Genomic DNA, 24,964 nt, shown 5'->3' with positions numbered 1-24,964 from the left:
TTGTGTCGGTAAACTCAAAACGGAAATGCCCGTATATCGCGCACTCGACGCGAGGGGCACCCTTGGGTGTGGCATGGGATAAGCTGGTCGGCAGAAACGGCGAGAAGAACCTCGGGGGAGGGAGGCCCATGGGACGTAGCAGGCCGCATCGCGGGAGCAGGCGCCGGGGCCGCGCGAGTGGGCCGCGCCAGCGCGGGCGCACGCTCACGGGGACGCTCGTGGTGTCGCGACCGGGTGCCGCGCACGTGGAGACGGCGGAGGGCGACTTCGAGCTCGTGCGCCACGGGCAGCGTGAGGCCATGAACGGAGACGAGGTCGAGGTCGCGATCGTGGAACAGCGCGGCCGGGCGCCTCGTGCCGTGGTGCGCGCGGTGCTCGCGCGCGCCGTGACGACCTTCCTCGGGCGCTTCTCGCCGGCCGGGCCGCTCGGCGCCGTGGTGCCGCTCGACGCGCGCATCGGCCACGACTTCTTCGTCGTGCCGGAGGACCCGAGCCCCGCGCGCCTCGGCGTGGCGGAGGGCGACGTCGTGCTCGCGCGCATCACCGAGTACCCCACGCGCAGGAGCGCTCCGGTCGTGACGCTCGAGCGGCGTGTGGGCGCTGCCGACGAGCTCGACCTCAACGTGGAGGCGGTGGTGGCGTCCTACGGGCTTCCGGGGGAGTTTCCCGCCTCCGTGCTCGGGCAGGCCGAGAAGATCGTGGCGGACGTGGGCGCGGCCCTCGCCGCGGACCCGCGCCGGCGCGACCTGCGCGACCAGCTCTGCGTGACCGTGGACCCCGCCGACGCGCGTGACTTCGACGACGCGGTCGGCGCGCGGCGCCTGGCGGACGGGGGCTTTGAGCTTGCGGTCCACATCGCCGACGTCACGCACTACGTGGGCGCGGACACCCCCGTGGACAACGAGGCAAAGCGGCGCGCGTGCTCGGCCTACCTCGTGGACCGCGTGATCCCGATGCTGCCGGAGCGGCTCTGCAACGACGTCTGCTCGCTGCGGCCGGGCGAGGACCGGCTCGCCATGAGCGTCGTCATGCGTCTTGACGCGCGCGGGCACGTAACGGGCGCCCGCATGTGCTGCTCGGCCATTCGCTCCGCGGCTCGTCTCAGCTACGACGAGGTGGACGCGCTTCTCGCCGGCGAGAAGGACGCGGCGGGCGAGAAGAACCCCGCCCTCGCCCCGGAGGTCGCCGAGCTCCTGCGTACCCTCGACGAGGTCCGGGCCCTGCGCGAGCGGGTGCGCGAGGAGCGCGGCGCCATCGACTTCGAGACCGTGGAGGCAAAGGTCACGCTCGACGGGGAGGGTCGCCCCACAGGCGTCTCGGTGCGCCGGCGCACGCGCGCGACGGGCCTTATCGAGGAGGCCATGCTGCTCGCCAACGAGTGCGTGGCACGCCGGCTCGCGGACGCCGAGGCCCCGGCCGCCTATCGCGTACACGAGCCGCCGCTGGAGGACGACCTCAAGGCCTGCGTCCAGCCCCTGCGCGAGCTCGGCCTGCTTGACGGCGCGGCCTCCGCGGGGCTTCTCGCCGGCGACCCCTTCGCCATCCGGGGAATCCTCGAGGCCGCCCGCGGCACGAGCGGCGCGCCCATGGCAAACGCCCTGCTCCTGCGCGCGCAGCGCCGCGCGGTCTACCTGCCGCACAACGAGGGCCACTACGCGCTCGGGGCCCCGGCGTACTGCCACTTCACCTCGCCGATCCGCCGCTACCCGGACGTGCTCGTCCACCGCGCCCTCAAGGCGCTTCTCGCCGGGCGCGTGGAGGGGAGCGAGATGCGCGCGCAGGCCGCGGCCCTGCCCCAGCTCTGCCACACGTCTTCGGAGCGCGAGCGCGCCGCAGACGCGGCCGCGAGGGCGTCGCAGAAGATCAAGATGGCCGAGCTCTACCAGGGGCGCGTCGGCGAGCGCGAGTCGGGCGTGGTCTCGGGGTGCACGCGCGCCGGCGTCTTCGTGACGCTCGACGAGACCTGCGCAGAGGGGCTCGTGCCGGTGCGCGCCCTCGGGGACGAGTGGTTTGCCTACGACGAGGTGCGCATGACGCTCACCGGCGAGGAGTCGGGCGAGGTGTGGCGCCTCGGGCGTCGCGTGGCAGTTGAGGTCACGGGCGTGAACGTGGCCCGCGGGCAGATAGACCTCGCCCTGGCGCGTGGTGGGAGGGACCGTCCGCGAGGTACTTCTCGCCGCGCTGACACGCCTGCGCGATAATGGGAACACTTACTACCTAGCAAGGACCCCGGGGGACCCGTGCGGCCGCAGCCGCCAGGAGGATGGATGAGCCAGAACCAGACAACGCTGACCGAGGAGCTCGAGCGGGCCGAGGGCCTCATGCTCCAGGGGCAGCCCGAGCAGGCCGCCGAGCTTCTAGCCCGGCTCGCCGAGGACGCCGAGGAGTACGTGGACCGCAACTGCCCCACCACCGACGAGGTGCAGTGGTTCAGCTTCCCCACGATCTTCGAGCGGCTGGCGTACCGGCGCGTGGAGGACGACCCGCGCGAGCTGCGCGACGTGGGCGAGCCGCTCGACCGCCTCTACAACGACCTCGCCCTCGCGAGCGTCCAGGCCGGGGACTACGACGAGGCGGCCGAGGCGCTCAAGCGCGCGGTGCGCTGGAACCCCATGGACTGCAGCTACCGGCTCAACCTCGCCGACCTCTTCCGCGTGGCGGGGGACATGCAGGAGTACCTGGCCCTCACCTACAGCGTCTTTGAGCGCGCGAGCGACGCCCGTCACCTGGTGCGGGCGTTCGTGAACTTCTCGGGCTGGTTCGAGGTGAGCGAGAAGCCCCGCGTCTCCGCGGCCTGCCTGCGCGCGGCGCGCGCTCTCGACGTGCGCGACTCCGCGCTCGACGCGGCCCTCAACCAGGCGGCCGGCACCGAGCGCGACCCCGACCTCGTGAGCGACTCCGAGATGACCGAGCTTCTCGCCGCCGAGGGGCTGCCCGACGGGGCCAACGCGGAGATCGCCGTGTGCCTGCTCATGTGCGCGACCGACGCCGCGGAGGCGGGTGCGCGCGACGTGGCGACGACGCTCACGCTGCGGGCGCGCGACCTGGTGGGCGAGCCGGCCGCGAAGGCCCTGCTCGAGCTCATCCGCGAGAGCGACGCCGAGCCCGGCGCGTCGGACGGGGAGGGCGACCATGGCCAAGAGTAAGGTCGTCCGCCAGGCTGCCAAGCAGGCGCAGCAGGCAAAATCCGGCGGCAAGAGGACCATCGCCAAGAACCGCTCGGCGCACCACGAGTACTTCATCGACGAGACCTTCGAGGCGGGCATCGAGCTCACGGGCACCGAGGTCAAGAGCCTGCGCGAGCGCGCCTGCCAGCTCACGGACGCCTTCTGCCTCATCCGCGGGCGTGAGGCGTGGCTGCACGGCGTCCACATCCACCCCTACTCCAACGGCGGCGTGTGGAACGTGGACCCGGACCGCAAGCGCCGCCTTCTGCTGCACCGCCGCCAGATTGACTACCTGGACGCCAAGCTGCGCCAGAAGGGCCTCGCGCTCGTTCCGCTCGAGATCTACTTCGACGAGCACAACCGGGTCAAGCTCGCCATCGGGCTGGCCCGCGGCAAGAAGCTCTACGACAAGCGCGCGGACATGGCGCGCCGCGACTCCGACCGCGAGATCGCCCGCGCGCTCAAGGAGCTGAACCGGTGATACGAGGGGACGGCCCCCTCGTATCAGGAGAGGAGACGGGCATGGACGCAACCGCACTGTTCAAGTTCTCTTCGGGGCTCTACGTGGTCTCGGCCGCAGACGGCGAGCGCGTGGGCGCGTGCCTCGTCAACACGGGGCTGCAGGTCACGTCCGCGCCGCTGCAGGTCTCGGTCACGGTGAACAAGGAGAACTACACCTGCGGCGTCATCCGCGACGCGGGGCACTTCTCGCTCGCCGTTGTGGACGAGTCCGCGGACATGCTCTTCGTGGGGCGCTTTGGCTTCCGCACGTCGGCGGACTTTGACAAGTTCGACGGCATCGAGAGTGCCGTGTCCGCCACGGGCGACCCGTATCCCACCGAGCACGCCTGTTCGTACGTGGCGTGCCGCGTGGTCCAGACCGTCGACGTGGGCACGCACCTCACCTTCGTGGGCGAGGTCGTGGACGCGGGCAACCTCTCCGACGTGGCCCCGATGACCTACGCCTACTACCACGGCACCCTCAAGGGCAAAACGCCGCCCAAGGCCTCGTCCTTTGTCCCGGGGCAGGGCTGACCCGCACGGCGCAACGCGGGGCGGCAAACGCCACCGTTGTGATAGCATTTCTCGGCACGATCGTTGGACCAGTGAGAGGAGCACCACATGGCAGATGAGAAGAAGTACACGTTCCGCTGCACCGTCTGCGGCTGGGAGGTCACCGTCGACACTCCCGAGCTGCCCGAGGACTTCGTCTGCGAGGTCTGCGGCGTCGGCCCCGACATGTTCGAGCCCGTCGAGGAGTAGCCCTTCTCGCCAGCAGCGGTGCACGGGGCGGTCTCCCGCGGGGGGCCGCCCCTTTGCGTGGGCGAGAAAAGCGTCTGCAACCTGCACGTTCTTCTCGGCGGCGATGCGCGTGCGGGCTACCGTGGCTTGCGGGTCCCCGTGGGGCCAAAACCTCGCACCCATTGTTTGTTTTTATTCTTTGCATGACAGCCAACTGGGGTTTTGTGGTCATAGACCAAAAAGAGAAACAATGGGTGCGAGGTTTTGCTCACTTGCCGCTACCGTGGCTAGACGTTGGGAAAAACGGGTAGAATGACCCCACGGTCGCGCGAGCGGCCCGTACGTTGACAGCCGCATGGTGGCAGTCTTCCCATTCCACCCGGGGGTGACTGGTTTCGACAGGGTGGGTCTGAGATGGGCAGCAGGCCGTGGTCTCCTCGCCACGCTAAACAGGGGTACCGTCAAATTGAATTGACGACAACAACTCTTACGAGCCTCAGCTGGCTCTCGCTGCTTAATTAGATAGCGGCGCGTCTAACCGGGGATTGCTCCCGTTCCCGGGGCGACGTCATTTCAGGGAGATGCGCGCGCGGACGTAGTCGGTATGCCGCGCGCTAAGACCGAACCGACTGGGAGGCCAAGCGCGGGTCACCGGGTGCGCGGCCTCCGAGACCCAACCGGCGACTGAGCCTGGAGACACCTGTCAGGGATCTGCTTTGGACCGGAGTTCGATTCTCCGCACCTCCACCATAGGCGCATCGGCGGGCGTCCCCCACGCGGGGGCGCCCGCTTTTTGTTTGGCGCGCCACGCTCCGGCCGTGCGACAATGTGCCGAGAAAAACGCGGACGAGGGGAGCCACCATGTCAACCGAGAAGACCAACGTGCCGGCGCTCGTGCTCGAGGGCGGTGGGTTCAGGGGCCTGTTCACGGCGGGCGTGCTCGACGTGCTCCAGGAGCGCGGGCTGTACGACTTCTCCAGCGTGTGGGGCGTCTCGGCAGGCGCCATCAACGCGTCCAACTTCCGCTCGCGCCAGATCGGCCGCACCATGCGCGACATGCTCGCCTTCCGCGACGACAAGCGCTTCATGTCCCTGTGGTCGCTCGCCACGACGGGTAACATGGCCGGCGCGGACTTCATGTACGACGAGGTCCAGAACCACATCGACCCCTGCGACGTGGACACCTTCAACGCGAGCGAGCTGCCCATGTGGGCGGTGGTCTCGGACGTGACCTTTGGCACGCCCGACTACCTGAGCGTGCGCCGCTTCCCAGACGACATCGTCAAGGTGCGCGCCTCCGCATCGCTGCCCATGGTGTCCCAGACCGTGGAGATTGACGGCCACCGCTACCTCGACGGCGGCACCACCGACTCCATCCCCTTCGAGACGGCGATGGGCCTGCCCGGCGCGCGCGAGATTGTGGGGCACGTTCCGGCAGAGCGCGCCCTCGTGGTGCTCACGCAGGACCGCGGCTTCGTGCGCGGAGCGGGCAGCGAGGCCATCGCGCTGAAGTCCCACCTCTACGACGCCTACCCGTACTACCTCGAGGCGCTTGCCACGCGCGGCGAGCGCTACAACGCCCAGCGCGAGCTCCTCTGGGAGCTCGAGGCCGGGGGGCGCTGCCTCGTCATCGCGCCGGAGGAGCCGGTGACCGTCGGCAACTCTGAGCGCTCGGGCGAGCCGCTCCTCAAGCTCTACGTTGCCGGCCGCCGTCAGGCCGAGGCACGCCTGGCCGAGATCGACGCGTTTCTCTGCGCAGAATAGGGGACACCCATGAGCAGCATCACCCTGACGGGCGTGACCTCGGTCGCGCCGGACCCGCTGCGGCCCAACGTGGCCGTCGTCACGTTTTCCGCCCTCGAGCGGGGCGGAGCGGCTGGCGAGAAGGACGGCGCGCCCGCGCCTCGCACGGTGGAGGGGCGCATCGCGTTTCTCGACGAGGGAATCGTGCGCTACACGGTTGACCCCGCCGGCGCGTTTGCTCCGTACGCGAAGCCCGTCTCGCCGGAGCACGCGGCGCGCATCCCGGCCCAGCCGGACGACTCGGAGCGCTACGCGCGGCCCGCGGCGCGCGTGCGCGAGGAGGGCGACGCCTTCGTGGTGGCCGCCGGCGGCACCGAGGTGCTTCTCGGCGGGTCGGACGCGCTGCTGAGCGTGCGTCGCAACGGACGCGCGGCCCTGCGCGAGACGGCGCCCCTGCAGCTGGGCGCGGACTCGACCACGCAGGTCCTGGCGTGCGCCCCCGGCGAGAAGTTCTTTGGCGGCGGCACGCAAAACGGCCGCGCCGAGCACGCGGGCAGCGTCATCAGCATCGTGAGCGCACCGGTCAACGGCAACGAGTGGCAGGACGGCGACGTGGCCTCGCCGAGCCCCTTCTTCTGGTCGAGCGCGGGCTACGGCGTGCTGAGAAACACCTTCGCGTGCGGTGCCTACGACTTTGCCGCCACGGGCGCGGACGTGCGCGCCACCCACGAGGACGGGCTCTTTGACGCGTACCTCCTCGTGGCGGGGCGCGCTGGCGTGCCCGCGGCCGGTCTCGCCGAGACGGCGCGCGACGTGCTGCGTGCCTACTACCGCGTGACGGGCGCGCCGGTCCTTCTCCCCGAGTACGCCTTCTACCTGGGGCACCTCAACGCCTACAACCGTGACGCGTGGTCTGCCGAGCCGCTTTCCGCGGAGGCGCGCGGCACCGTGGCGGGGGCTCCTGCGGCCGAGGGCAAGGCCTGGGTCGTCCACGGCTCCGGGCCCGCGGGCGGCGAGGGCCGCACGCGCTACGAGTACGGGCGCGTGCGCGGCTACGTGCTGCCGGGGCGCGGCGTCGCCGAGTCCCTCAACGGCCTGGACGAGGTGCTCCGCGAGTCTGCGGGCGGGTTCTCCTGCGAGACGCCGTACGAGTTCTCGGCGCGCGCGGTGATCGACGAGCACGCGGCCCACGACGTGCCGCTCGGCTGGTTTCTGCCCAACGACGGCTACGGCTCGGGCTACGGCCACAACGGCTATGAGATGACGGGCGGCGTGGGCGCGGACGGCGCCAGCTCGCCAGAGCGCCTCGCGGCGGTGGCGGCAAACGTCGACAACCTCGCGGCCTTCTCCGCCTACGCGGCGGAGCGCGGCGTGGCCACGGGCCTGTGGGCCCAGTCCAAGATCACGCCGGACACAAACCAGGACGTGACCTGGCACAACCTGCGTGACTTCGCCGCCGAGACCACGCGCGGCGGCGTGGCCGCCCTCAAGACAGACGAGGAGTGGGTGGGCCTGGGCTACTCCTTCGCCCTCTCCGGCACCAAGCAGGCCTACGACATCCTGAGCCTGGACGCGCGTCGGCGCCCCTTCGTCCTCACGCTCGACGGCTGGGCCGCCACGCAGCGCTTTGGCGCGGTGTGGTCGGGCGACCAGGACGGCACGGACTGGGAGTACGTTCGCATGCACATCCCCACCTACCTGGGGCAGGGGATGTCGGGCAACCCCAACGTGGCGTCGGATCTGGACGGCATCTTCGGCGGGGACCCGGTGGTGGCCACGCGCGACTTCCAGTGGAAGGCGCTCACGCCCGTCGTCCTGGACATGGACGGCTGGGGCACCTACGCCAAGCTGCCCTACGCAAACGGCGATCCCCACACGGGCATCTGCCGCATGTACCTCAAGCTCAAGAGCGAGCTCATGCCCTACGCCTACACCTGCGCGGCCGCGGCGGCGGGCCTCTCGGACGCAAACGGCGACGCGTGGCTGCCCATGGTGCGGCCGCTTTCGCTCGCGGGCTGCGAGGACCTGGCGCCCGAGGCGGCAAACTACGAGTTTCTTCTCGGCGACGCCCTGCTCGTGGCCCCGGTGTGGCGAAGCACGCGCGCAGACGAGCTCGGCAACGACGTCCGTGACGGCATCTGCCTGCCTGGCGGCGAGAAGGACGTCTGGTTCGACTACTTCACCGGGGAGCGCCACGCGGGCGGGCAGACGCTCGACGGCTTTGACGCGCCGCTCTGGAAGCTGCCCCTCTTCGTGCGCGGCGGCGCGATCGTCCCGCGCTACGAGGCGCACAACAACCCCATGCCGCCCGGCGAGAAGAACCCGCACGGGCTGGACCGCACGCGCCGCGTAATCGACTTCTGGCCGGAGGGCCCCGCCCCGGACGACGGCGTCCGCGAGAGCCGCTACGTGCTCTACGAGGACGGCGGGTCCTCGATCGAGAACCGCGCGAGGTGGGTCGAGGGCTACGGCCTCATGGACGACGTCTCCTACGGCGCCCACGTCGAGACCACCTTCCGCATGCGTCAGGAGCCGGGGCGGCTGGTCCTTCTCGCCGAGGCGTCGACGGGCGGCTACGAGGGCTACGACGCGCTCAGGGTGACGACCATGCGCGCGCAGGTGGAGGCGCGCCCCGCGGCCGTGGGGGCGCGCTGCGCCGGGCGCGAGCTTGCGGTGCGCGAGGTGGCGGACCGCGCGGCGTTTCTCGCCGAGGAGCCTGCGGAGGGCGAGGTCGTGTGGCTCTTCGAGGAGGCTCCCGCGATCGAGACCTTTGCGCCGGCCGAGGAGCGCGCGCTGGCCGCCATGGTTGCCGGCGTCCACGGCGCGCCGCGCGTGAGCGTCCGCTTTGCGCGCGCGGACGTGGGGGAGGGTGCGCAGGAGGTGATTCTGTGGGCCTGACGCCCCTTTTGGCCGGTCTCGGGGCGGGGCGAGGGGCGCAGCCGCATTTGAATGGCTTGTGGAAGAAAAATTCACCAGCTCAGCGGTGGCGCCATGCGCTATACTCTTACAGCTTTTCCACAGAGCCCCGTAATCTCTGACAAAAAAGCACGACGGTTTGTCCAGAAGCCGTCATCATGCAGGTACGTAGGAGGAGTCAAGTGAAGAAGTCGACTCAGTTCGCCAAGGCTGGCGAAGTCGAGCGCAAGTGGGTGCTCATCGACGCCGAGGGCGCCACGCTCGGCCGTCTTGCCACCACGGCTGCCATGATCCTTCGTGGCAAGAACAAGCCCCAGTACACGCCCAACGCCGACACCGGTGACTTCGTCGTCGTCATCAACGCCGACAAGGTCGTCCTCACGGGCGTCAAGGCGGACCACAAGCAGTACTGGCGCTACTCCGGCTACCTCGGTGGCCTCAAGCTCGAGAGCTTCCGCGAGGCCATGGAGAAGCACCCCGAGCGCGTCGTCGAGCACGCCATCAAGGGCATGCTCCCCAAGACCACCCTCGGCCGCAAGCAGGGCACCAAGCTCAAGGTCTACGCCGGCCCCGAGCACCCGCACACGGCCCAGAACCCCGTCCAGATCGATTGGAGGGCCTAACCGATGGCTGAGAACACGGTTGTCTACTCCGGCACCGGCCGCCGCAAGGAGGCCGTCGCCCGCGTTCGTCTCGTCCCCGGCACCGGCAAGGTCGTCGTCAACGGCCGTGACGCTGCCCAGTACTTCGGTCGTCAGCAGCTCGTGGACAACGCCGTTGCCCCGCTGCGCCTGACCGAGACCGCCGAGCGCTTTGACGTGCTCGCCAACTGCGACGGCGGCGGCATCACCGGCCAGGCCGGCGCCCTGCGCCTCGGCATCGCCCGCGCCCTTCTCGACGCCGGCGAGTACCGTGAGGACCTCAAGAAGGCTGGCTTCCTCACCCGTGACGCCCGCTCCGTCGAGCGCAAGAAGTACGGTCTCAAGAAGGCCCGCAAGCGCCCGCAGTTCTCCAAGCGCTAAACCCTGCATCGCAGTGTGCCTTCGGGCCCGTCGAGTTTTTCTCGGCGGGCCCTTTTGCTTGCCGGGAGGGCGCGTCGCCCCTCTCCGGGGGCGTGCCACCCCTTTTGTGCTTAGGAAAACGGCGTTATGGCAGGCCGCGCGCCCTGACCGCTTAGGAATCCGGGGTTATGGCGGCCCGGACGGTTCTTCTCGCCCCGCGCGGCGAGAAGGACGGGGCCTCTCGCGTCTGTCGAGATTCTTGGCAGCCCCCGTTTCTGTGCAACAATGGGTCCGGTCTGCACGCGTAACCGTCCCCGAGGGGAGAGCAGCAATGAAGTACTTTGGCACCGACGGCTTCCGCGGCCGCGCGAACGAGGGCCTCAACGTCGAGCACGCGTTCAAGATCGGCCGCTTCGTGGGCTGGTACTACGGCGCGAGGCAGGAGAAGAAGGCCCGCGTGGTGCTCGGCAAGGACACGCGCCGCTCGAGCTACATGTTCGAGTCCGCGCTCGTGGCCGGCCTCGTTGCCTCCGGTGCCGACGCCTACATGCTGCACGTCATCCCCACCCCGGGCGTCGCCTACGAGACGGTGGACGGCCGCTTCGACTGCGGCATCATGGTCTCGGCCTCTCACAACCCCTACACCGACAACGGCATCAAGCTCGTGAACGGCGAGGGCTACAAGATGGACGAGGACGTCCTGGAGCTCATCGAGGACTACATCGACGGCAAGGTGGAGGTCCCGCTCGCTACCGGTGACGCCATCGGCTGCACCGTGGACTACATGCAGGGGCGCAACCGCTACATCGCGCACCTCATCGCGAGCGCCAACTTCTCCCTCCAGGGCGTCAAGGTGGGCCTGGACTGCGCCAACGGCTCCGCTTCCTCGGTCGCCAAGCCGGTCTTTGACGCGCTCGGCGCCGACGTCCGCGTGATCAACAACAGCCCCGACGGCTTCAACATCAACGTCGACTGCGGCTCCACCCACATCGACCGCCTGCGTCGCCACGTGGTGGAGCAGGGCCTTGACGTGGGCTTTGCCTACGACGGAGACGCCGACCGCTGCCTGGCGGTAGACGAGCGCGGCAACGTCGTGGACGGCGACCTCATCCTCTACATCTGCGGCGTCTACCTCAACAAGCACGGACGGCTCACCGCGGGCACCGTGGTTCCCACCGTCATGAGCAACTACGGCCTGTTCAAGGCCTTCGACGAGGCGTGCCTGTCCTACGAGACCACCGCGGTGGGCGACAAGAACGTCTACGCCTGCATGCGTGAGAACGGCTACAGCCTGGGCGGCGAGCAGTCCGGCCACATCATCTTCGGCGACATCGAGTGCACGGGCGACGGCATCATGACCTCGCTGCGCGTGATGGAGGTGCTGCGCGCCGAGCGCGAGACGCTCTCGCAGCTGTGCGCGCCGGTGAAGCTCTACCCGCAGGAGCTCGTGAACGTGCGCGTGACCGACAAGGACGCCGCCATGTCCGACGAGGGCGTGCTCGCCTCGGTCGGGAGGGCGGAGGAGTTCCTCGCGGGGCAGGGCCGCGTGCTCGTGCGTGCCTCCGGAACCGAGCCGCTGGTCCGCGTGCTCGCCGAGGCCCCCACGGACGAGCTGTGCGCGCAGGCCAACGCCATCGTCCTAGAGGCGCTGGAGCCCTTCAAGGCGTAACGTATCGGTTATTCTCGCCGCGCGCTGCCCTGCTAGAATCTAGACCTGTACCCTAAACGCGCCCACCCGAGGAGGCCCGCATGTGCGGAATCGTTGGCTATACCGGTAGGAACCAGGCCGTCGGATATCTCCTCGAGGGCCTGAGGACGCTCGAGTACCGAGGCTACGACTCTGCGGGCGTCGAGGTCGTGGGCGCAGACCACGAGCTGCACGGCGTCAAGTGCGCCGGTCGCGTGGCCGCGCTCGCGGAGCGCTGCGACACGGCCAACCTCGTGGGCACAACCGGCATCGCGCACACGCGCTGGGCCACGCACGGCGCCCCCACGGACAAGAACTCCCACCCGCACCGGGACTGCACGGGGCGCATCGCGATCGTGCACAACGGCATCATCGAGAACTTCCGCGAGCTGAGGGGGTACCTCCAGCGCGCGGGGCACACGCTCGTCTCGGACACCGACTCCGAGGTCATCGCGCACCTCATCGAGGACGCGTGGGCGGGTCCCTCCGCCGGCGACCTCGTGAGCGCCGTGCGAAACGCGTGCCGTCGGCTCGAGGGCTCCTGGGCGCTCGCGGTGGTCTGCGCCGACGTGCCCGACCAGATCGTCTGCGCGCGCAATGGGTCCCCGCTCGTGGTGGCCTCGACCGAGGACGGCGCCTACGCCGCCTCGGACGTGACCCCGCTCGCGAGCGTCACGTCCCACGTCATCCAGCTCGAGAACGGCCAGGTGGCCCGCCTCGAGGCGTCCGGCAGGGTCACCGTCTTCGACGACGAGGGCATGCCCGTCGAGGTGCCGAGCGCCATCGACATCGACTGGGACGCCTCCGCGGCCACGCTCGGCGGCTACGCCGACTTCATGGCCAAGGAGATCGCCGAGCAGCCGGAGGCCATCGAGCGCCTGCTCGCGGGCCGCATGGGCGAGCACGGCGTCCACCTCGACGAGCTCTCCATGACGTCCGCCGACCTCGCCGCGATCGACCGCGTATACCTCATCGCGTGCGGCACGTCCTACCACGTGAGCCTCATCGCGCGCACGCTGATCCAGACCTGGGCGAAGGTGCAGGTCATCTGCGACTACGCCTCCGAGTTCAACTACGAGCAGGACGTCCTCGTGACGCCCAACACGCTCTGCGTCATCATCACGCAGTCCGGGGAGACGGCCGACACGCTCACCGCGGCGCGCCGCATGAGGGGGATGGGCTGCAAGGTCTTTGCCATCACCAACGTGCTCGGCTCGACCGCGGCGCGCGAGTCCGACGGGACGCTCTACGTGCAGGCCGGCCCCGAGGTCTGCGTGGCCTCCACGAAGGCGTACACCGCCCAGATGGTCGCGAGCGCGCTTCTCGCCCTGCGGCTTGCCGAGGCGCGCGGCGAGATGGAGCGCGCCGAGGTGGAGCGTCACTACCGCGAGCTCTGCGCGCTGCCCGACCTCATCCGCGAGGTGATCTCCCGCTCCTGGCAGGACAAGCGCGCCGCGTCCCTCTTCCGTCGCGCCCACTCCGCGCTCTTCCTGGGGCGAGGCGTCAACTCGACGACGGCCTACGAGGGGGCGCTCAAGCTCAAGGAGATCAGCTACCTGCACGCCGAGGCCTACCCTGCCGGCGAGATGAAGCACGGCCCCATCGCGCTTCTGGAGCCGGGGTTCCCGGTGGTGGCCATCGTGCCGGAGGACCGCGTGCACGACAAGACGGTCTCCAACATCCAGGAGGTCATCGCCCGCGGGGCCGTGTGCGTGGCCGTGGCCACCGACGGCGACGAGGCGGTGGCCTCGCTCGTGGAGCACGTGCTGTGGATCCCGCCCGTCTCCGACGAGCTCCTCGTCCCGATCGTGGCGGTGGTGCACCTGCAGATGCTTGCCCGCTACGTGGCCCGCGCCCGCGGCTGCGACGTGGACAAGCCCCGCAACCTCGCCAAGTCAGTGACGGTGGAGTAGCCATGGCGACGGCGGGAATCGGCGTCGACATGCTCGAGATCTCGCGTATGGAGCGCGTCCTGGCGCGCAGGCCCAACTTCGCCCGACGCGTCTTCACCGAGGAGGAGCGGGCCTACTGCGAGAAGTGCGCCCGGCCCGCCGAGCACTACGCCGCGCGCTTCGCGGCGCGCGAGGCGGTGGTCAAGGCGCTCGGGACGGGCTTCTCGCAGGGCGTCGGCTTCCGCGACGTCTCGGTGACGCGCGACGAGTCGGGCCGCCCCCGCGCGCTGCTCTCCGGCCGCGCGGCCGAGCTCGCCCGCGAGCGCGGCATCCGGGAGATTGCACTCTCCATCTCACACACCCACGACGTCGCCGTGGCAAACGCGATCGCCGTCACCGACGACGTCCGTCCCGCGCCGGACGCCCGCAAGGACGCCGAGCGTGCCCTCGCGAGCTCGTTCAAGGAGGCCCGTGCCGTGCTCGACGAGCTCGAGCGCGTGCAGGAGGACGAGCTTGCCGAGCTTGGGCTCGACGAGGTCGGGAAGACAGCTTCGAAGGAGTAGATCACATGCAGCCCGTTTTGAACATCGAGGACGTCAAGTGCGTCGAGGTGGCCCTCACCCGCGAGGGGGTGAGCGTCTCCGAGCTCATGCACCGCGCCGGGTACGCCGCCGCGCAGGAGGTGCTCGAGCTCGGCGGGGTGGACAACGTCGTGGTCCTCACGGGCTTGGGCAACAACGGCGGGGACGGCTGGGTTGCCGCGGAGGCGCTGCTCTCGCGCGGCGTCAACGTCAAGGTCGTGACGCCGATCGAGCCCGACGAGCTCTCCGGCGACCTCGCGCGCCAGGTCGCGCAGAGCGCGGTGCGCGCGGGCGTCTCCATCGTGGTCGGCCCCTCGCGCGACGAGCTCGCCGAGCTCCTCGCCACGGCCGACGTGGCCCTCGACTGCATGCTCGGCACCGGCTTCCACGGCGAGGTGCGCGCTCCCTTCGACATCTGGATCGCCTGCGTGAACGCGAGCCCGGCGCGCGTGGTCTCGGTCGACGTGCCGAGCGGCCTCTCCGGCCAGACCGGCCACGCCTCGAGCGCGTGCGTGGTGGCCGACATGACGGTGACGATGCTCGCCCTCAAGCCGGGCCTGCTTGCCGATGACGGCCGCGACGTCTGCGGCGCCATCGTCGTCGCCCCGCTCGCCGAGCAGACCGAGCGCCTCGTGGTCGACGCGGACCCCGTTGCCTGGCGCACCGACCTCGCAGACTATCTCGAGGTCACGACCCCGCGCACTGCGGCGGTCGACAAGTTCACGCGCGGCTCGGTGCTCGTCGTGGGCGGCTCGCGCCGCTTCCCGGGCGCCGCGGTCATGGCCGCGCGCGCCGCCGCCCGCATGGGCGCGGGCTACGTGACCCTTGCCGTCCCGGCCTCTGCCGCGCCGGTCGCCCAGGCCCACCTGCTCGAGATTCCCGTCGTCCCGCTTCCCGAGGACGCCGACGGCGTGCTCACCGCGGAGGCGCGCGACGTGGTGAGGACCCTCGCCGAGCGCTCGTCCGCCGTGCTCGTGGGCCCCGGGATGCGCGTGAGCGCCGGCACCGTGGCGATCGTCTCCGCCCTGCTCGAGACCGACGTCCCGCTCGTCGTGGACGCCGACGGGCTCAACTGCCTCGCCCGCCTCGCCGGCGGGGAGCTCCCCGAGTTCCCCGAGATCACGCGCCGCGAGTCCCCGCTCGTGCTCACGCCGCACCGCGGCGAGCTCGGCAGGCTCACGACCAAGTCCGGGACCCCCGACTCGCTCGTGGGCCAGCTCGAGGCCGCGCGCCGCATCGTGTGGGCAGACGGCGGCTCCGAGCTCGTCGTCGTGACCAAGGGGTGCGCGACGGGATGCGTGAGCGTCGAGCGCGCCGTGCTGCCCAAGCCTGGCCCCGCGGCCCTGGCGACGGCCGGCTCCGGCGACGTTCTCGCGGGCATGATGGCCTCCGCGCTCGCGCAGCACGGCTCCGACGAGGTGAACCTCGCCCTTCTCGCCGCGTACGTGTGCGAGATCCACGGCTACGCAGGGTCGCTCGCGATGGAGCGCGTGGGCTCGCGCGCGGTCATGGCGACCGACGTCATCGACGTCATAGGACTTGCCGCGGACGCAGTCGAGGAGCACGTGATGTATCCCGACGACGCCGGCGAGGCGTGATCGGACAGACGGGAGGGGGAGCTATGGACAGGGTCGTGAGCCCCGAGACGCGCTGGTCGTGGGTCGAGGTGAACCTCGCCGCGCTCCGGAGGAACACGACGGCCTTCAGGCGCCTGATCGGGCGGGGCACGCAGATGATGTGCGTCGTCAAGTCCGACGCCTACGGTCACGGAGCCGTTCCGTGCGTGAAGACCATGCACGCCGCGGGCGCCGACCAGTTTGCCGTGGCCACGGTCCGGGAGGGCATCGCGCTGCGCGAGGCGGGCATCGAGTGGCCGATACTCGTGCTCTCCGAGCCGCCCGTGGACTGCGTGGAGACGCTCGTCGAGTACGACCTCATGCCCGCCGTCTACACCGCCGACTTCGCGCTCGCGCTCGGCGAGGCGGCCGCGTCGGCAAACCGCGTGGCCCGCTACCACCTGGCCGTGGACACCGGCATGACGCGCATCGGCGTGCGCCGCCAGGACGTGGTGGAGCTGCGTCGCACCATAGACTTTCACCGCGGGCTCGAGTGCGCGGGCACCTTCACGCACTTCGCCACCGCCGACGTCCCGGATGACTGGGACTTTGCCCTGCAGCTCAACCGCTTCCGCGAGGCCGTGGAGGCCCTGCGCGGCGCCGGGCTCGAGACGGGGCTCGTCCACTGCGACAACACGCCGGGCACGATCATGCACCCCGAGTGCCGCTTTGACATGTGCCGCGTGGGCGTGGGACTCTACGGGCTGCACCCCGCCGAGGTCACGAGGACGCGCATGGAGCTCGAGCCGGTCATGAGCGTGCGCGGGCGCGTGGTGCGCGTGCTGTACCCAAACGTGGGCGACGGCGTGGGGTACGGTCTCACCTGGCGCGTCCCCAAGCAGAACATCCAGGTCGCCACGGTCCCCATCGGCTACGCCGACGGCCTCGCGCGCGAGCTCTCCAACAACATGGACGTCCTCGTGAACGGCGTGCGCTGCCGCCAGGTGGGCAACGTCTGCATGGACCAGTTCATGTTCGCCGTGGACGTGAACAGCGCGCGCTCCTATCGCCCGACCCGGCCGGTCGAGTACGGCGACGTGGTCACGGTCCTGGGTGCGGACGGCGACGAGCGCATCAGCGCCGAGGAGATGGCGGGGCTGAGAAACACGATCAACTACGAGGTGGTCTGCGACTTTGGGATGCGACTTGAGAAGATCTACACGTAAGGGTTCCGCCGCCGAGAGAAGGGGGCTTGACCTCATGTCCGTCATGCACATACCCGGCCACAATCACCAGCGCCCGCGCGAGGTCACGCTGCAGGAGATCCGCGACCTCATGGGCAACTGCCAGCTGTGCCCGCTGGGCGCCACCCGAACCAACCTCGTCTTTGGCGTGGGCAACCCGCACGCGCGCGTGATGTTCGTGGGTGAGGGGCCGGGTCGCAACGAGGACCTGCAGGGCGAGCCCTTCGTGGGGGCGGCGGGCAAGAAGCTCGACTCGCTTCTCGCCTGCGCCGGCCTCACGCGTGACGAGATCTACATCGCAAACGTGGTCAAGTGCCGTCCTCCCGGAAACCGAAACCCCAAGCCCGAGGAGATCGAGGCCTGCTCCCCCTTCCTGCGCGAGCAGATCAGGAGCATCTGGCCCGACGTCATCGTGTGCCTGGGCAACTTCGCCTCGCAGTTCGTGCTGCGCACCAGCGCAGGCGTGACCTCGCTGCGCGGCCAGCTCTACCAGACGGGCCACTTCGTGGTGTGCCCCACGTTCCACCCGGCGGCCTGCATCTACCACTCCGACTGGCAGCCGCTCCTTGAGGACGACCTGCGCATGGTGGGCGCCTGGCTCGCCGAGCACCCGGCGGGAGGGGAGGCCTGATGGCTGTCGAGAGACGCTTTGTCACCGGCTCGCGCGATCAGACCATAGCGCTGGGCGAGAAGATCGGGCGGGCCCTGGAGGCCGGCGACGTGCTCGTGCTGACGGGCGATCTCGGGGCGGGGAAGACCCAGCTCACCAAGGGGATTGCCGCGGGGATGGGCGTGGTGGGCGACGTCACGAGCCCCACCTTCACGATTGAGATGGTCTACGAGGGCGCCGAGATGCCGCTCTACCACTTTGACCTCTACCGGCTCGACGACCCCGACCAGCTCGAGGACACGGGCATCTTTGACGTGCTGGGCGCCGACGGCGTCTGCTCGATCGAGTGGGGGGAGCAGTTTGCCGAGGAGATCGGCGACGCGCGCGTGGACGTCTTCGTGACGCGCCTCGAGGACGGGGCGGCGCCGGGCGAGGAGCCCCCGCGCGAGGTGCGTCTGGTGGCGCACGATGCGCGAGGCGAGGCTCTTCTCGCCGCGCTGTAGGGACGGAGGACGTGCCTGCTGGGGTTGTCGGTGGTTTTTGGGCGGCGGGGCGAGTAGCAGGCTTGGGTGCCGCCTCAAACCCGCAGGTCAGGAAATGTCACCTGTGAGGTGATACTTTGGGTGGCCGCAAAAAAGCACTGACAACCGGGCTCTGCCGACTTCTGACGCCACAAAATGAGAGAAATTCTCAGTTGATATAGAGTCTCACTTTGCTACAATGAGCTTGTCAGCGAGGGGAGGTAGCCATGACCAGCAGAAACACCGTTCAGCGCACGATCATCGCCGGAGCGCTGCGCGAGCTGGCCAACCATCCCACCGCAGACGAGGTCTACGAGGCCGTGCACGAGGAGCATCCCACGATCGGGCGGGCAACGGTGTACCGCACGCTCGGCCGCCTGGCGGACGAGGGCGCAATTGGGCGCGTGCGCATCAACAACGGTGCGGACCGCTTTGACCACCGCCCGTTCGCGCACTACCACGTGCGCTGCGTCCGCTGCGGTCGCGTGGACGACGTGATGATCCCGCTACTCTCGTCGGAGGTCGACGAGGCGGCGGCGCGCGCGAGCGGCTACCAGATCGACGGCCACTCGCTGCAGTTCGACGGGGTGTGCCCCGCGTGTCAGGCAAGTGAGGCACGCTCGGCCTAGGGCGACCGGGGCCGTGTGCATAGGAGAGGAGGCGGGGTCGAGGGGCCCCGCCACCACGACGATCAGGAGGGTTACCATGGACAAGTGGGTCTGCAAGGTCTGCGGCTACATCTACGAGGGCGCCGAGCCGCCCGCCGAGTGCCCCGTCTGCAAGGCGCCGGCCAGCCAGTTCGAGAAGGTCGAGGGTGAGCTGAAGCTCGCCGCCGAGCACGAGTACGGCATCTACGCCAAGACCGTCAAGGACAACGCCGACATCTCCGACGAGGACAAGGCCTACATCCTCGAGCAGCTCAAGGCCAACTTCACCGGCGAGTGCTCCGAGGTCGGCATGTACCTCTGCATGGCGCGCATCGCCCACCGCGAGGGCTACCCGGAGATCGGCCTGTACTGGGAGAAGGCCGCCTACGAGGAGGCCGAGCACGCCTCCAAGTTCGCCGAGCTGCTCGGCGAGGAGCTCGAGCCCAACATGAAGGCCTCCACCAAGGCCAACCTCGCCTGGCGCGTCGATTGCGAGTTCGGCGCCACCGCCGGCAAGACGGAGCTCGCCGCCTGCGCCAAGAAGAACGGTCTCGACGCCATCCACGACACCGTCCACGAGATGGCTCGTGACGAGGCCCGCCACGGCAAGGCTCTCAAGGGCCTGCTCGAGCGCTACTTCGGCTAATGGCTGGTCGGCCCAAGAAGAAGGCCGTCGGATCGAAGAAGGCCAAGCCCTCGGGGCCCGCGGCATGCGCGGTGCTCTGGGGGCTTGACCCTTCTGGCGAGAAGGGCGCGGCGATGCGCGCGGTGCTGCGCGAGATGGGCGTGGTGGCTCGGACGGCGACGTACGAGCGGCTCGGGGACCCGGCGGGCGCCTTCGCGCGGCTCGTCGGCTTCAGGCCCGCGTCCGTTGACTACGCGGGGCCGGCCCCGGAATGCGGGGAGTTCGTCCTGCTCTGCGGCCTGACGAACGCGCAGGTTGACGAGTTTCTCGCCCGGAGCCGCGAGGCGGGGTGCACGGTGGGCGCCAAGGCGCTGCTCACCAAGGCCAACCGCACCTGGCCGCTCGTGCGCCTGATCGAGGCCGTGGCGGCGGAGCACGCGGCCAACGCGTGAGTCGCTCCGGGGCGCGAGGTCCTTCTCGCCGGGGGGAAGACCACCACTGGACTGCGTAATAAACTCTAGAACCGTTACAAAGCCCCGGGTACCGGCGAGAAGAACCATCGGCCCGTGGAGTCGATCCGCACTCCACTGCGTATCAATTCAACGCGAGGTTCTTCTCGCCCGGGGACGGCCCGGGGCGCGCCTTGGGTGCCGGGTTGTGACGCAAACGGCGCGGGTGGTGCGTCGGCCCCGATCCTGTCCGCCATGCGGCTACACTAGGCTCGCCGGGATTCCGTCGATGTGAGGGGACGCCATGGGGGAGCTGCCGCAGGTCTTTGCCGCCACGTTTGTCCAGAGCGTCGACTCGCTCAGGTTCTGGGCGCTGCCGAGAAGGGCGTCTACACGCTCATCAAGCACTTTGCCTTCAACGACCAGGAGAACCACCGCGGCGACCGCTCCGGGCAGTTCTCCATGGCCACGTGGCTGAGCGAGCAGTCTGCCCGCGAGCTCTACCTGCGCCCCTTCGAGATGTGCATGAAGGTGGGCAACGTCGAGCTCTCCTACGTGCGCGCGACCGACGACGGCGGCTACGAGATGGCCACGCGGGAGTTCCGCGCCTGCCAGGGCCTCATGACGGCGTTCAACCGCGTGGGCGCCACGTGGGTGGGCGGCGACTACGACCTCATAACGGGCGTCGTGCGCGGAGAGTGGGGCTTTGACGGCTGGATTATCACGGACAACGCGGACACGGGCGTGTTCATGAACGCGGGTCAGATGATCGAGGCCGGCGCCGACTCCAAGCTCACGGCGAGCGACCCCACCGACACGTGGACCTTTGACTCGTCCGACGCGGCGCAGTACCGCTACGCGCGTGAGGCGGTGCATCACCTGCTCTACGTGATGGCCAACACGCACTGCATGAACGGGGCCATGCCGGGGAGCACCTACTCGTCCGGCGTGGGCGGCATGCAGAAGGCCGACCAGATCCGCTGGGGCGTGACCGGCGTGGGCGTGGCGCTGGCGGCGCTCGCGGCCGGGCTCATCGCGCGGCGCGTCGTCAGGCGTCGTCGCGAGTCTGCAGAGGAGAAGTGATACAAAGGGACAGTCCTTTGTATCATTGGGGCGTCGGTCCGTGCGGGCCGGCGCCTCTTCGCGGCGTTTGCGGGGCCGCGTATGATGGCACTGGCGAGAGGGGGACGCATGCGAGGGCGATTCACGTGCTGGGCTGTCGCGGCGCTTGCGGCGGCGACGCTGGCCACGGGGCTTGCCGGCTGCACGCCCGGGCGGGGCGCGGGCCCGACCGAGTCCCCGTCCGCCGACCAGTCGTCCGCCGTCGTGCGCGACGACCTGCGCCTCGTTGAGGAGGGGGACGGCTACGCGGCTTACGTGCTCCCGTTCGGCACGGACGGCCAGCGCATCTACGGTCGCCTCTACCTGCCCGATGGCGCGGACGAGAAGACCCCGCTCGTCGTGGTCTCCCACGGCTTTGCGAGCAGCTGGACCGCCACGGCACGCGACGCCGAGCGCCTTGCCGCGGCGGGGGCGGCGTGCTACGTGTTCGACTTCCGCGGCGGCTCCCCGAGCGGCGCGAGCGACGGCAGCATGCTCGACATGTCCGTGGAGACGGAGGCCGCCGACCTCGAGCTGGTGATGGACAGCCTTCTTGAGCAGGGCCACGTTGAGCCCGATCGGCTCTTCCTGATGGGGGAGAGCCAAGGCGGGCTGGTCTCGGCGCTCGTGGCGGCACGCCGCCCGGCGGACGTGGCGGGTCTCGTCCTGGTCTACCCGGCCTTCTCCATTCCCGACGACGCGCGGGCGCGCTTCTCGTCCGTGGACGAGATTCCCGAGGGCGAGGTCGACGGGCTCTTTGGCGTCACTGTCGGCCGGCGCTACTACGCGGACATTCTCGGCCTCGACCCGTTTGCGGAGATCGGGGCCTACGAGGGCCCGGTCCTTATCGCCCACGGGGACGCGGACGCCGTGGTGCCGCTCGCATACTCCGAGCGCGCGGCGGAGGTCTACGCCAACGCCGAGCTCCACGTGCTGCCGGGCGCGGGCCACGGGTTTAGTGACGACGAGCTTGACGACGTCTGCGGCTGGGCGTCTGAGCTCGTCTCCGGGGCGGTCGCGGAGTCATAGGCCCCTTCGGCGGTTTGACCGCCAGTGGATTGCGTAATAAACCCTGGAACCGTTACAAAAGCCCAGTTGCTGGCGAGAAGAACCGTCTCCTCCGCAGGTTTCATACGCAGTGGAGTGCGTATGAAACCCCGGCGGCGGCTCGGGCGGCGGTTCTTCTCGCAAAGCCTCACGCTTGGTGGCCAACCGGGCTACACTGGTGGGGTTGAAACTCCGAGCGAGAAGAGCCCCGAATGAGCAACCCCGTCGATTACGCCGAGAAGACCGTCCTTGCCGTCGACACGTCCACGGACATGCTGGCGTGCGCCGTCGCGCGCGTGGCCGCGGACGGCCGCGTCACCGTGCTGGCCGCGCGCGACCACCTGTGCCGCCGCCAGGCCAACGTGGAGCTCGTGAGTACCGCGTGCCAGGCGCTCGCGGACGCCGGTCTCTCGATGGCCGACGTCGACGCCGTCCTCACCGGTCGCGGCCCGGGCTCGTTCACGGGCGTGCGCATTGGCGTGGCGACGGCGAAGGGCCTGGCCTGCGGGCTGGGCCGCCCGCTCTTCGGCACCTCCGCGCTCGACGCGATGGCCTGGGCCGCGCGCGCTGCCGGCGTCCGCGGCACGCTCGCCGTGGCCGGCGACGCCATGCGCGGCGAGGTCTACCCCGGCATCTACCAGCTCGACGACGCCGGCGCGCACCGCACCTTCGCCGCCGAGACCGTCGCCAAGGCGGATGCCTGCGTGGCCGCCTGGGCCGAGCGCGCGGACGCCGCCGAGCTCACGCTCACGGGCAACGGCCTGGCCAAGTACCGCGCGCGCTTCGAGGCTGCGGGCTTCTCGCGCTTCTCGCCGGAGGAGGCGTGGTACCCCACGGGCGAGGGGCTGCTGCGCGCCGCCGTGGAGGCCGGCGTCTTTTCCGGGCCTGCCGCCCAGTCCGGCGACCCGGCGCTCGTGCTGCCCATCTACACGCGCCTCTCGGACGCCGAGGAGGCCGAGCGCACCCGCCTGGGGCTCAAGGTGCCGGCAACGGTGGAGCTCACCGGCGTGGACGACGCGCTGGCCGGCATCCACCTGCAGCTGCGTCCCATGACCGTCAACGACACCGCCGCCGTGGCCGTGCTCGAGGCGGCGACCTACGAGGGCTCCGCCCACACGCCGTGGAGCGAGAGGCTCTTCTACGAGGAGCTCACGCAGCCTGGCCGCAGTTGGTGGGTCGCGCACGACCAGGGCCAGGTCATCGGCTTTGCGGGTGGTGTGCTTGCGGGGGCGGACTTCGAGGTCGAGGAGGTCGTCGTGGACGCGGCGCGCCGGCGCGAGGGCATCGCGCGGCGCCTCGTGGCCCGCGTGGCCTACGACGCGCAGATGCTCGGCGCGCACACGATCTCGCTTGAGGTGGACGCCCAGAACGACCCGGCCCGCGCCCTCTACGCGGCGCTCGGCCTGGTGGAGGAGGGTCGCCGCCCCGGCTACTACGCCGCGGCTGCCGGCGAGCCCGCCCATGACGCGCTGATTCTGCGCGCGCCGCTGCCGCTGGCCGCCGATGCCGTGGGGGGCTCCGACGACCACCCCGAGCCCGCGCCCTCCATCCGCCCGTGGCCCATCGAGTGCGCCCCGCGCAGCGCGGAGGCAGAGGCCGCGATTGCTGCAGCCGGCCCACTCATCCTCACCATCGAGTCCTCCTGCGACGAGACGGCCATGGCGGTGACGGACTCCCATGGCGTGGTCTGCGCCAACGTGGTGGCCACGCAGATCGATTTCCACGCGCGCTTTGGCGGCGTGGTGCCCGAGATTGCCTCCCGCAAGCACACCGAGGCCATCGTGGGCGTCTTCGAGGAGACGCTCGCGCGCGCCGGCGAGCACTTTGGCGTGGACACGCTGGTGCCGGCGGACCTCGCGGCGGTGGGGTGCACGGCGGGGCCTGGCCTCGTGGGCGCGCTCGTGGTGGGCGTGGCCTTTGCCAAGGGGCTCTGTGCGGCCGCTGACCTGCCGCTCGTTGCCGTGCACCACCTCGAGGGGCACCTCATGGCCAACCTCTTCGAGACGCCGGACCTTGAGCCGCCCTTCGTGGCGAGCCTCGTATCCGGCGGCAACACCATGCTCGTGCACGTGCGTGCCTGGGGCGACTACGAGATTCTGGGCTCCACCATCGACGACGCGGTGGGCGAGGCCTTCGACAAGGTGGCCAAGGCTCTGGGGCTGGGCTACCCCGGCGGTCCCGTGATCTCCAAGCTCTCCGCGCAGGGCAACCCCAAGGCCATCCACTTCCCGCGCGCGATGATGCACAGCGGGGACTACTCCTTCAGCCTGTCTGGCCTCAAGACCGCCGTCATCACCTACATCGAGGGCGAGAACCGCGCGGGGCGCCCCATCAACCTGCCCGACCTGGCCGCGAGCTTCGAGGCGGCGGTCATCGACGTGCAGGTGGCCAAGGCCGTGACCGCGGTGGAGCAGACGGGCGTGAGCGACTTCTGCGTCGGCGGCGGCGTGGCGGCCAACCCGGGCCTGCGTGCGGCCTACCGCAAGGCCTTCGAGAAGCGCGGCGTGCGCGTGACGGTGCCGCCCATGCGGGCCTGCGGCGACAACGCGGCGATGATCGGCATCGCGGCGCTGCGGAGCTTCCGCGCCGGGTCCTTCTCGCCCCTCACGCTGGACGCGGACCCCAACGCGCCGCTCGGTGCCTGGTCCACGCCCGATGCCCCCGTCCCGCCCGTCTGGGAGTAAGGTCACGTGTGGGATGGCGTTGCGGCGCCTCCATCGTATACGGTTGCGTATGCAAGACTTTGAACTGCCTAATGCGCAATTGAGGTTCTTCTCGCCAGATTGTGCGTTTGGGAGCGTTTGCGCATGCAGCGCTTCAACGTTTTGCATACGCAAACACGTTCAAAGGCTCCGGGAACGAGTTACGTATGCAAAAAAGTCAACCTCGCCATGCGTAACTCCACCACCGAGCCTTCCGGCGGGGCTGCGTGTCC

The 24,964-nt window shown here is 70.0% G+C and carries 22 protein-coding genes and 1 other RNA gene; all 23 read left to right on the top strand.

Annotated elements, in window-relative coordinates:
* Positions 1–128: 128 nt before the first annotated feature.
* The 23 genes from rnr (at position 129) to tsaD (ending at position 24,713) form a co-directional block, all read left to right on the top strand.
* Positions 129–2,201, top strand: a complete 2,073-nt coding sequence (gene rnr, locus B5F23_RS03970; protein WP_087352019.1) for a ribonuclease R — start codon at positions 129–131, stop codon at positions 2,199–2,201.
* Between the two features lie 66 nt (positions 2,202–2,267).
* Entirely contained in the window at positions 2,268–3,146 is an 879-nt protein-coding gene (locus B5F23_RS03965; protein ID WP_087352017.1) for a tetratricopeptide repeat protein, read from the top strand.
* Positions 3,133–3,648, top strand: coding sequence for an SsrA-binding protein SmpB (gene smpB / locus B5F23_RS03960; protein ID WP_087352015.1), 516 nt, complete (start codon positions 3,133–3,135; stop codon positions 3,646–3,648). The genes B5F23_RS03965 and smpB overlap by 14 nt, the downstream gene beginning before the upstream one ends.
* A 41-nt stretch (positions 3,649–3,689) precedes the next feature.
* Positions 3,690–4,202, top strand: coding sequence for a flavin reductase family protein (locus B5F23_RS03955; protein ID WP_087352013.1), 513 nt, complete (start codon positions 3,690–3,692; stop codon positions 4,200–4,202).
* Positions 4,203–4,289: 87 nt separating this feature from the next.
* Entirely contained in the window at positions 4,290–4,430 is a 141-nt protein-coding gene (locus B5F23_RS03950; RefSeq protein WP_087352011.1) for a rubredoxin, read from the top strand.
* Positions 4,431–4,790: 360 nt separating this feature from the next.
* Positions 4,791–5,159: a transfer-messenger RNA gene (gene ssrA / locus B5F23_RS03945) on the top strand.
* A 111-nt stretch (positions 5,160–5,270) separates the two neighbouring features.
* A complete protein-coding gene (locus tag B5F23_RS03940) occupies positions 5,271–6,173 on the top strand; it encodes a patatin-like phospholipase family protein (RefSeq protein WP_087352009.1) in 903 nt (300 codons plus the stop codon).
* A 9-nt stretch (positions 6,174–6,182) separates the two neighbouring features.
* Complete coding sequence (locus B5F23_RS03935; RefSeq protein ID WP_087352006.1) at positions 6,183–9,050, top strand: TIM-barrel domain-containing protein; 2,868 nt, start codon at positions 6,183–6,185, stop codon at positions 9,048–9,050.
* 200 nt (positions 9,051–9,250) lie between these two features.
* On the top strand, positions 9,251–9,691 hold the full coding sequence (gene rplM / locus B5F23_RS03930; RefSeq protein ID WP_075278931.1) for a 50S ribosomal protein L13: 441 nt from the start codon (positions 9,251–9,253) through the stop codon (positions 9,689–9,691).
* Between the two features lie 3 nt (positions 9,692–9,694).
* Positions 9,695–10,090, top strand: a complete 396-nt coding sequence (rpsI, locus tag B5F23_RS03925) for a 30S ribosomal protein S9 (protein WP_087352004.1) — start codon at positions 9,695–9,697, stop codon at positions 10,088–10,090.
* 310 nt (positions 10,091–10,400) lie between these two features.
* Entirely contained in the window at positions 10,401–11,738 is a 1,338-nt protein-coding gene (glmM, locus tag B5F23_RS03920; RefSeq protein ID WP_087352003.1) for a phosphoglucosamine mutase, read from the top strand.
* An 80-nt stretch (positions 11,739–11,818) separates the two neighbouring features.
* Positions 11,819–13,669: a glutamine--fructose-6-phosphate transaminase (isomerizing) gene (glmS, locus tag B5F23_RS03915; RefSeq protein WP_087352001.1), complete on the top strand. Its 1,851-nt coding sequence runs from the start codon at positions 11,819–11,821 to the stop codon at positions 13,667–13,669.
* A gap of 2 nt (positions 13,670–13,671) precedes the next feature.
* Entirely contained in the window at positions 13,672–14,211 is a 540-nt protein-coding gene (gene acpS, locus B5F23_RS03910; protein ID WP_087351999.1) for a holo-ACP synthase, read from the top strand.
* 5 nt (positions 14,212–14,216) lie between these two features.
* Entirely contained in the window at positions 14,217–15,827 is a 1,611-nt protein-coding gene (locus tag B5F23_RS03905; RefSeq protein WP_087351998.1) for an NAD(P)H-hydrate dehydratase, read from the top strand.
* A gap of 23 nt (positions 15,828–15,850) precedes the next feature.
* Positions 15,851–17,011: an alanine racemase gene (gene alr, locus B5F23_RS03900; protein WP_087351997.1), complete on the top strand. Its 1,161-nt coding sequence runs from the start codon at positions 15,851–15,853 to the stop codon at positions 17,009–17,011.
* Between the two features lie 34 nt (positions 17,012–17,045).
* On the top strand, positions 17,046–17,660 hold the full coding sequence (locus B5F23_RS03895; protein WP_087351995.1) for a uracil-DNA glycosylase: 615 nt from the start codon (positions 17,046–17,048) through the stop codon (positions 17,658–17,660).
* Positions 17,660–18,142 (top strand): tRNA (adenosine(37)-N6)-threonylcarbamoyltransferase complex ATPase subunit type 1 TsaE, encoded by a 483-nt coding sequence (tsaE, locus tag B5F23_RS03890; RefSeq protein WP_087351993.1) that lies wholly within the window; start codon positions 17,660–17,662, stop codon positions 18,140–18,142. Before B5F23_RS03895 ends, tsaE begins: the two co-directional genes overlap by 1 nt.
* Before the next feature lie 245 nt (positions 18,143–18,387).
* Positions 18,388–18,789 carry a Fur family transcriptional regulator gene (locus tag B5F23_RS03885; protein WP_087351991.1) on the top strand — a complete coding sequence of 134 codons (402 nt, stop codon included), beginning with the start codon at positions 18,388–18,390 and terminating at the stop codon, positions 18,787–18,789.
* A gap of 76 nt (positions 18,790–18,865) precedes the next feature.
* Positions 18,866–19,453, top strand: coding sequence for a rubredoxin-like domain-containing protein (locus B5F23_RS03880; RefSeq protein WP_087351989.1), 588 nt, complete (start codon positions 18,866–18,868; stop codon positions 19,451–19,453).
* Positions 19,453–19,884, top strand: a complete 432-nt coding sequence (locus B5F23_RS03875; protein WP_087351986.1) for a DUF3783 domain-containing protein — start codon at positions 19,453–19,455, stop codon at positions 19,882–19,884. Before B5F23_RS03880 ends, B5F23_RS03875 begins: the two co-directional genes overlap by 1 nt.
* A 288-nt stretch (positions 19,885–20,172) precedes the next feature.
* Positions 20,173–20,964 carry a glycoside hydrolase family 3 N-terminal domain-containing protein gene (locus B5F23_RS03870; RefSeq protein WP_087351984.1) on the top strand — a complete coding sequence of 264 codons (792 nt, stop codon included), beginning with the start codon at positions 20,173–20,175 and terminating at the stop codon, positions 20,962–20,964.
* A gap of 108 nt (positions 20,965–21,072) precedes the next feature.
* Positions 21,073–22,011, top strand: a complete 939-nt coding sequence (locus tag B5F23_RS03865; protein ID WP_158096114.1) for an alpha/beta hydrolase — start codon at positions 21,073–21,075, stop codon at positions 22,009–22,011.
* A gap of 230 nt (positions 22,012–22,241) precedes the next feature.
* Positions 22,242–24,713 (top strand): tRNA (adenosine(37)-N6)-threonylcarbamoyltransferase complex transferase subunit TsaD, encoded by a 2,472-nt coding sequence (gene tsaD, locus B5F23_RS03860; protein ID WP_087351978.1) that lies wholly within the window; start codon positions 22,242–22,244, stop codon positions 24,711–24,713.
* The last annotated feature ends 251 nt before the right edge of the window (positions 24,714–24,964 follow it).

The sequence above is a fragment of the Olsenella sp. An188 genome (assembly GCF_002160255.1).
Lineage (GTDB): Bacteria > Actinomycetota > Coriobacteriia > Coriobacteriales > Atopobiaceae > Thermophilibacter > Thermophilibacter avistercoris.
This window is presented reverse-complemented; position numbering and strand designations above follow the sequence as displayed.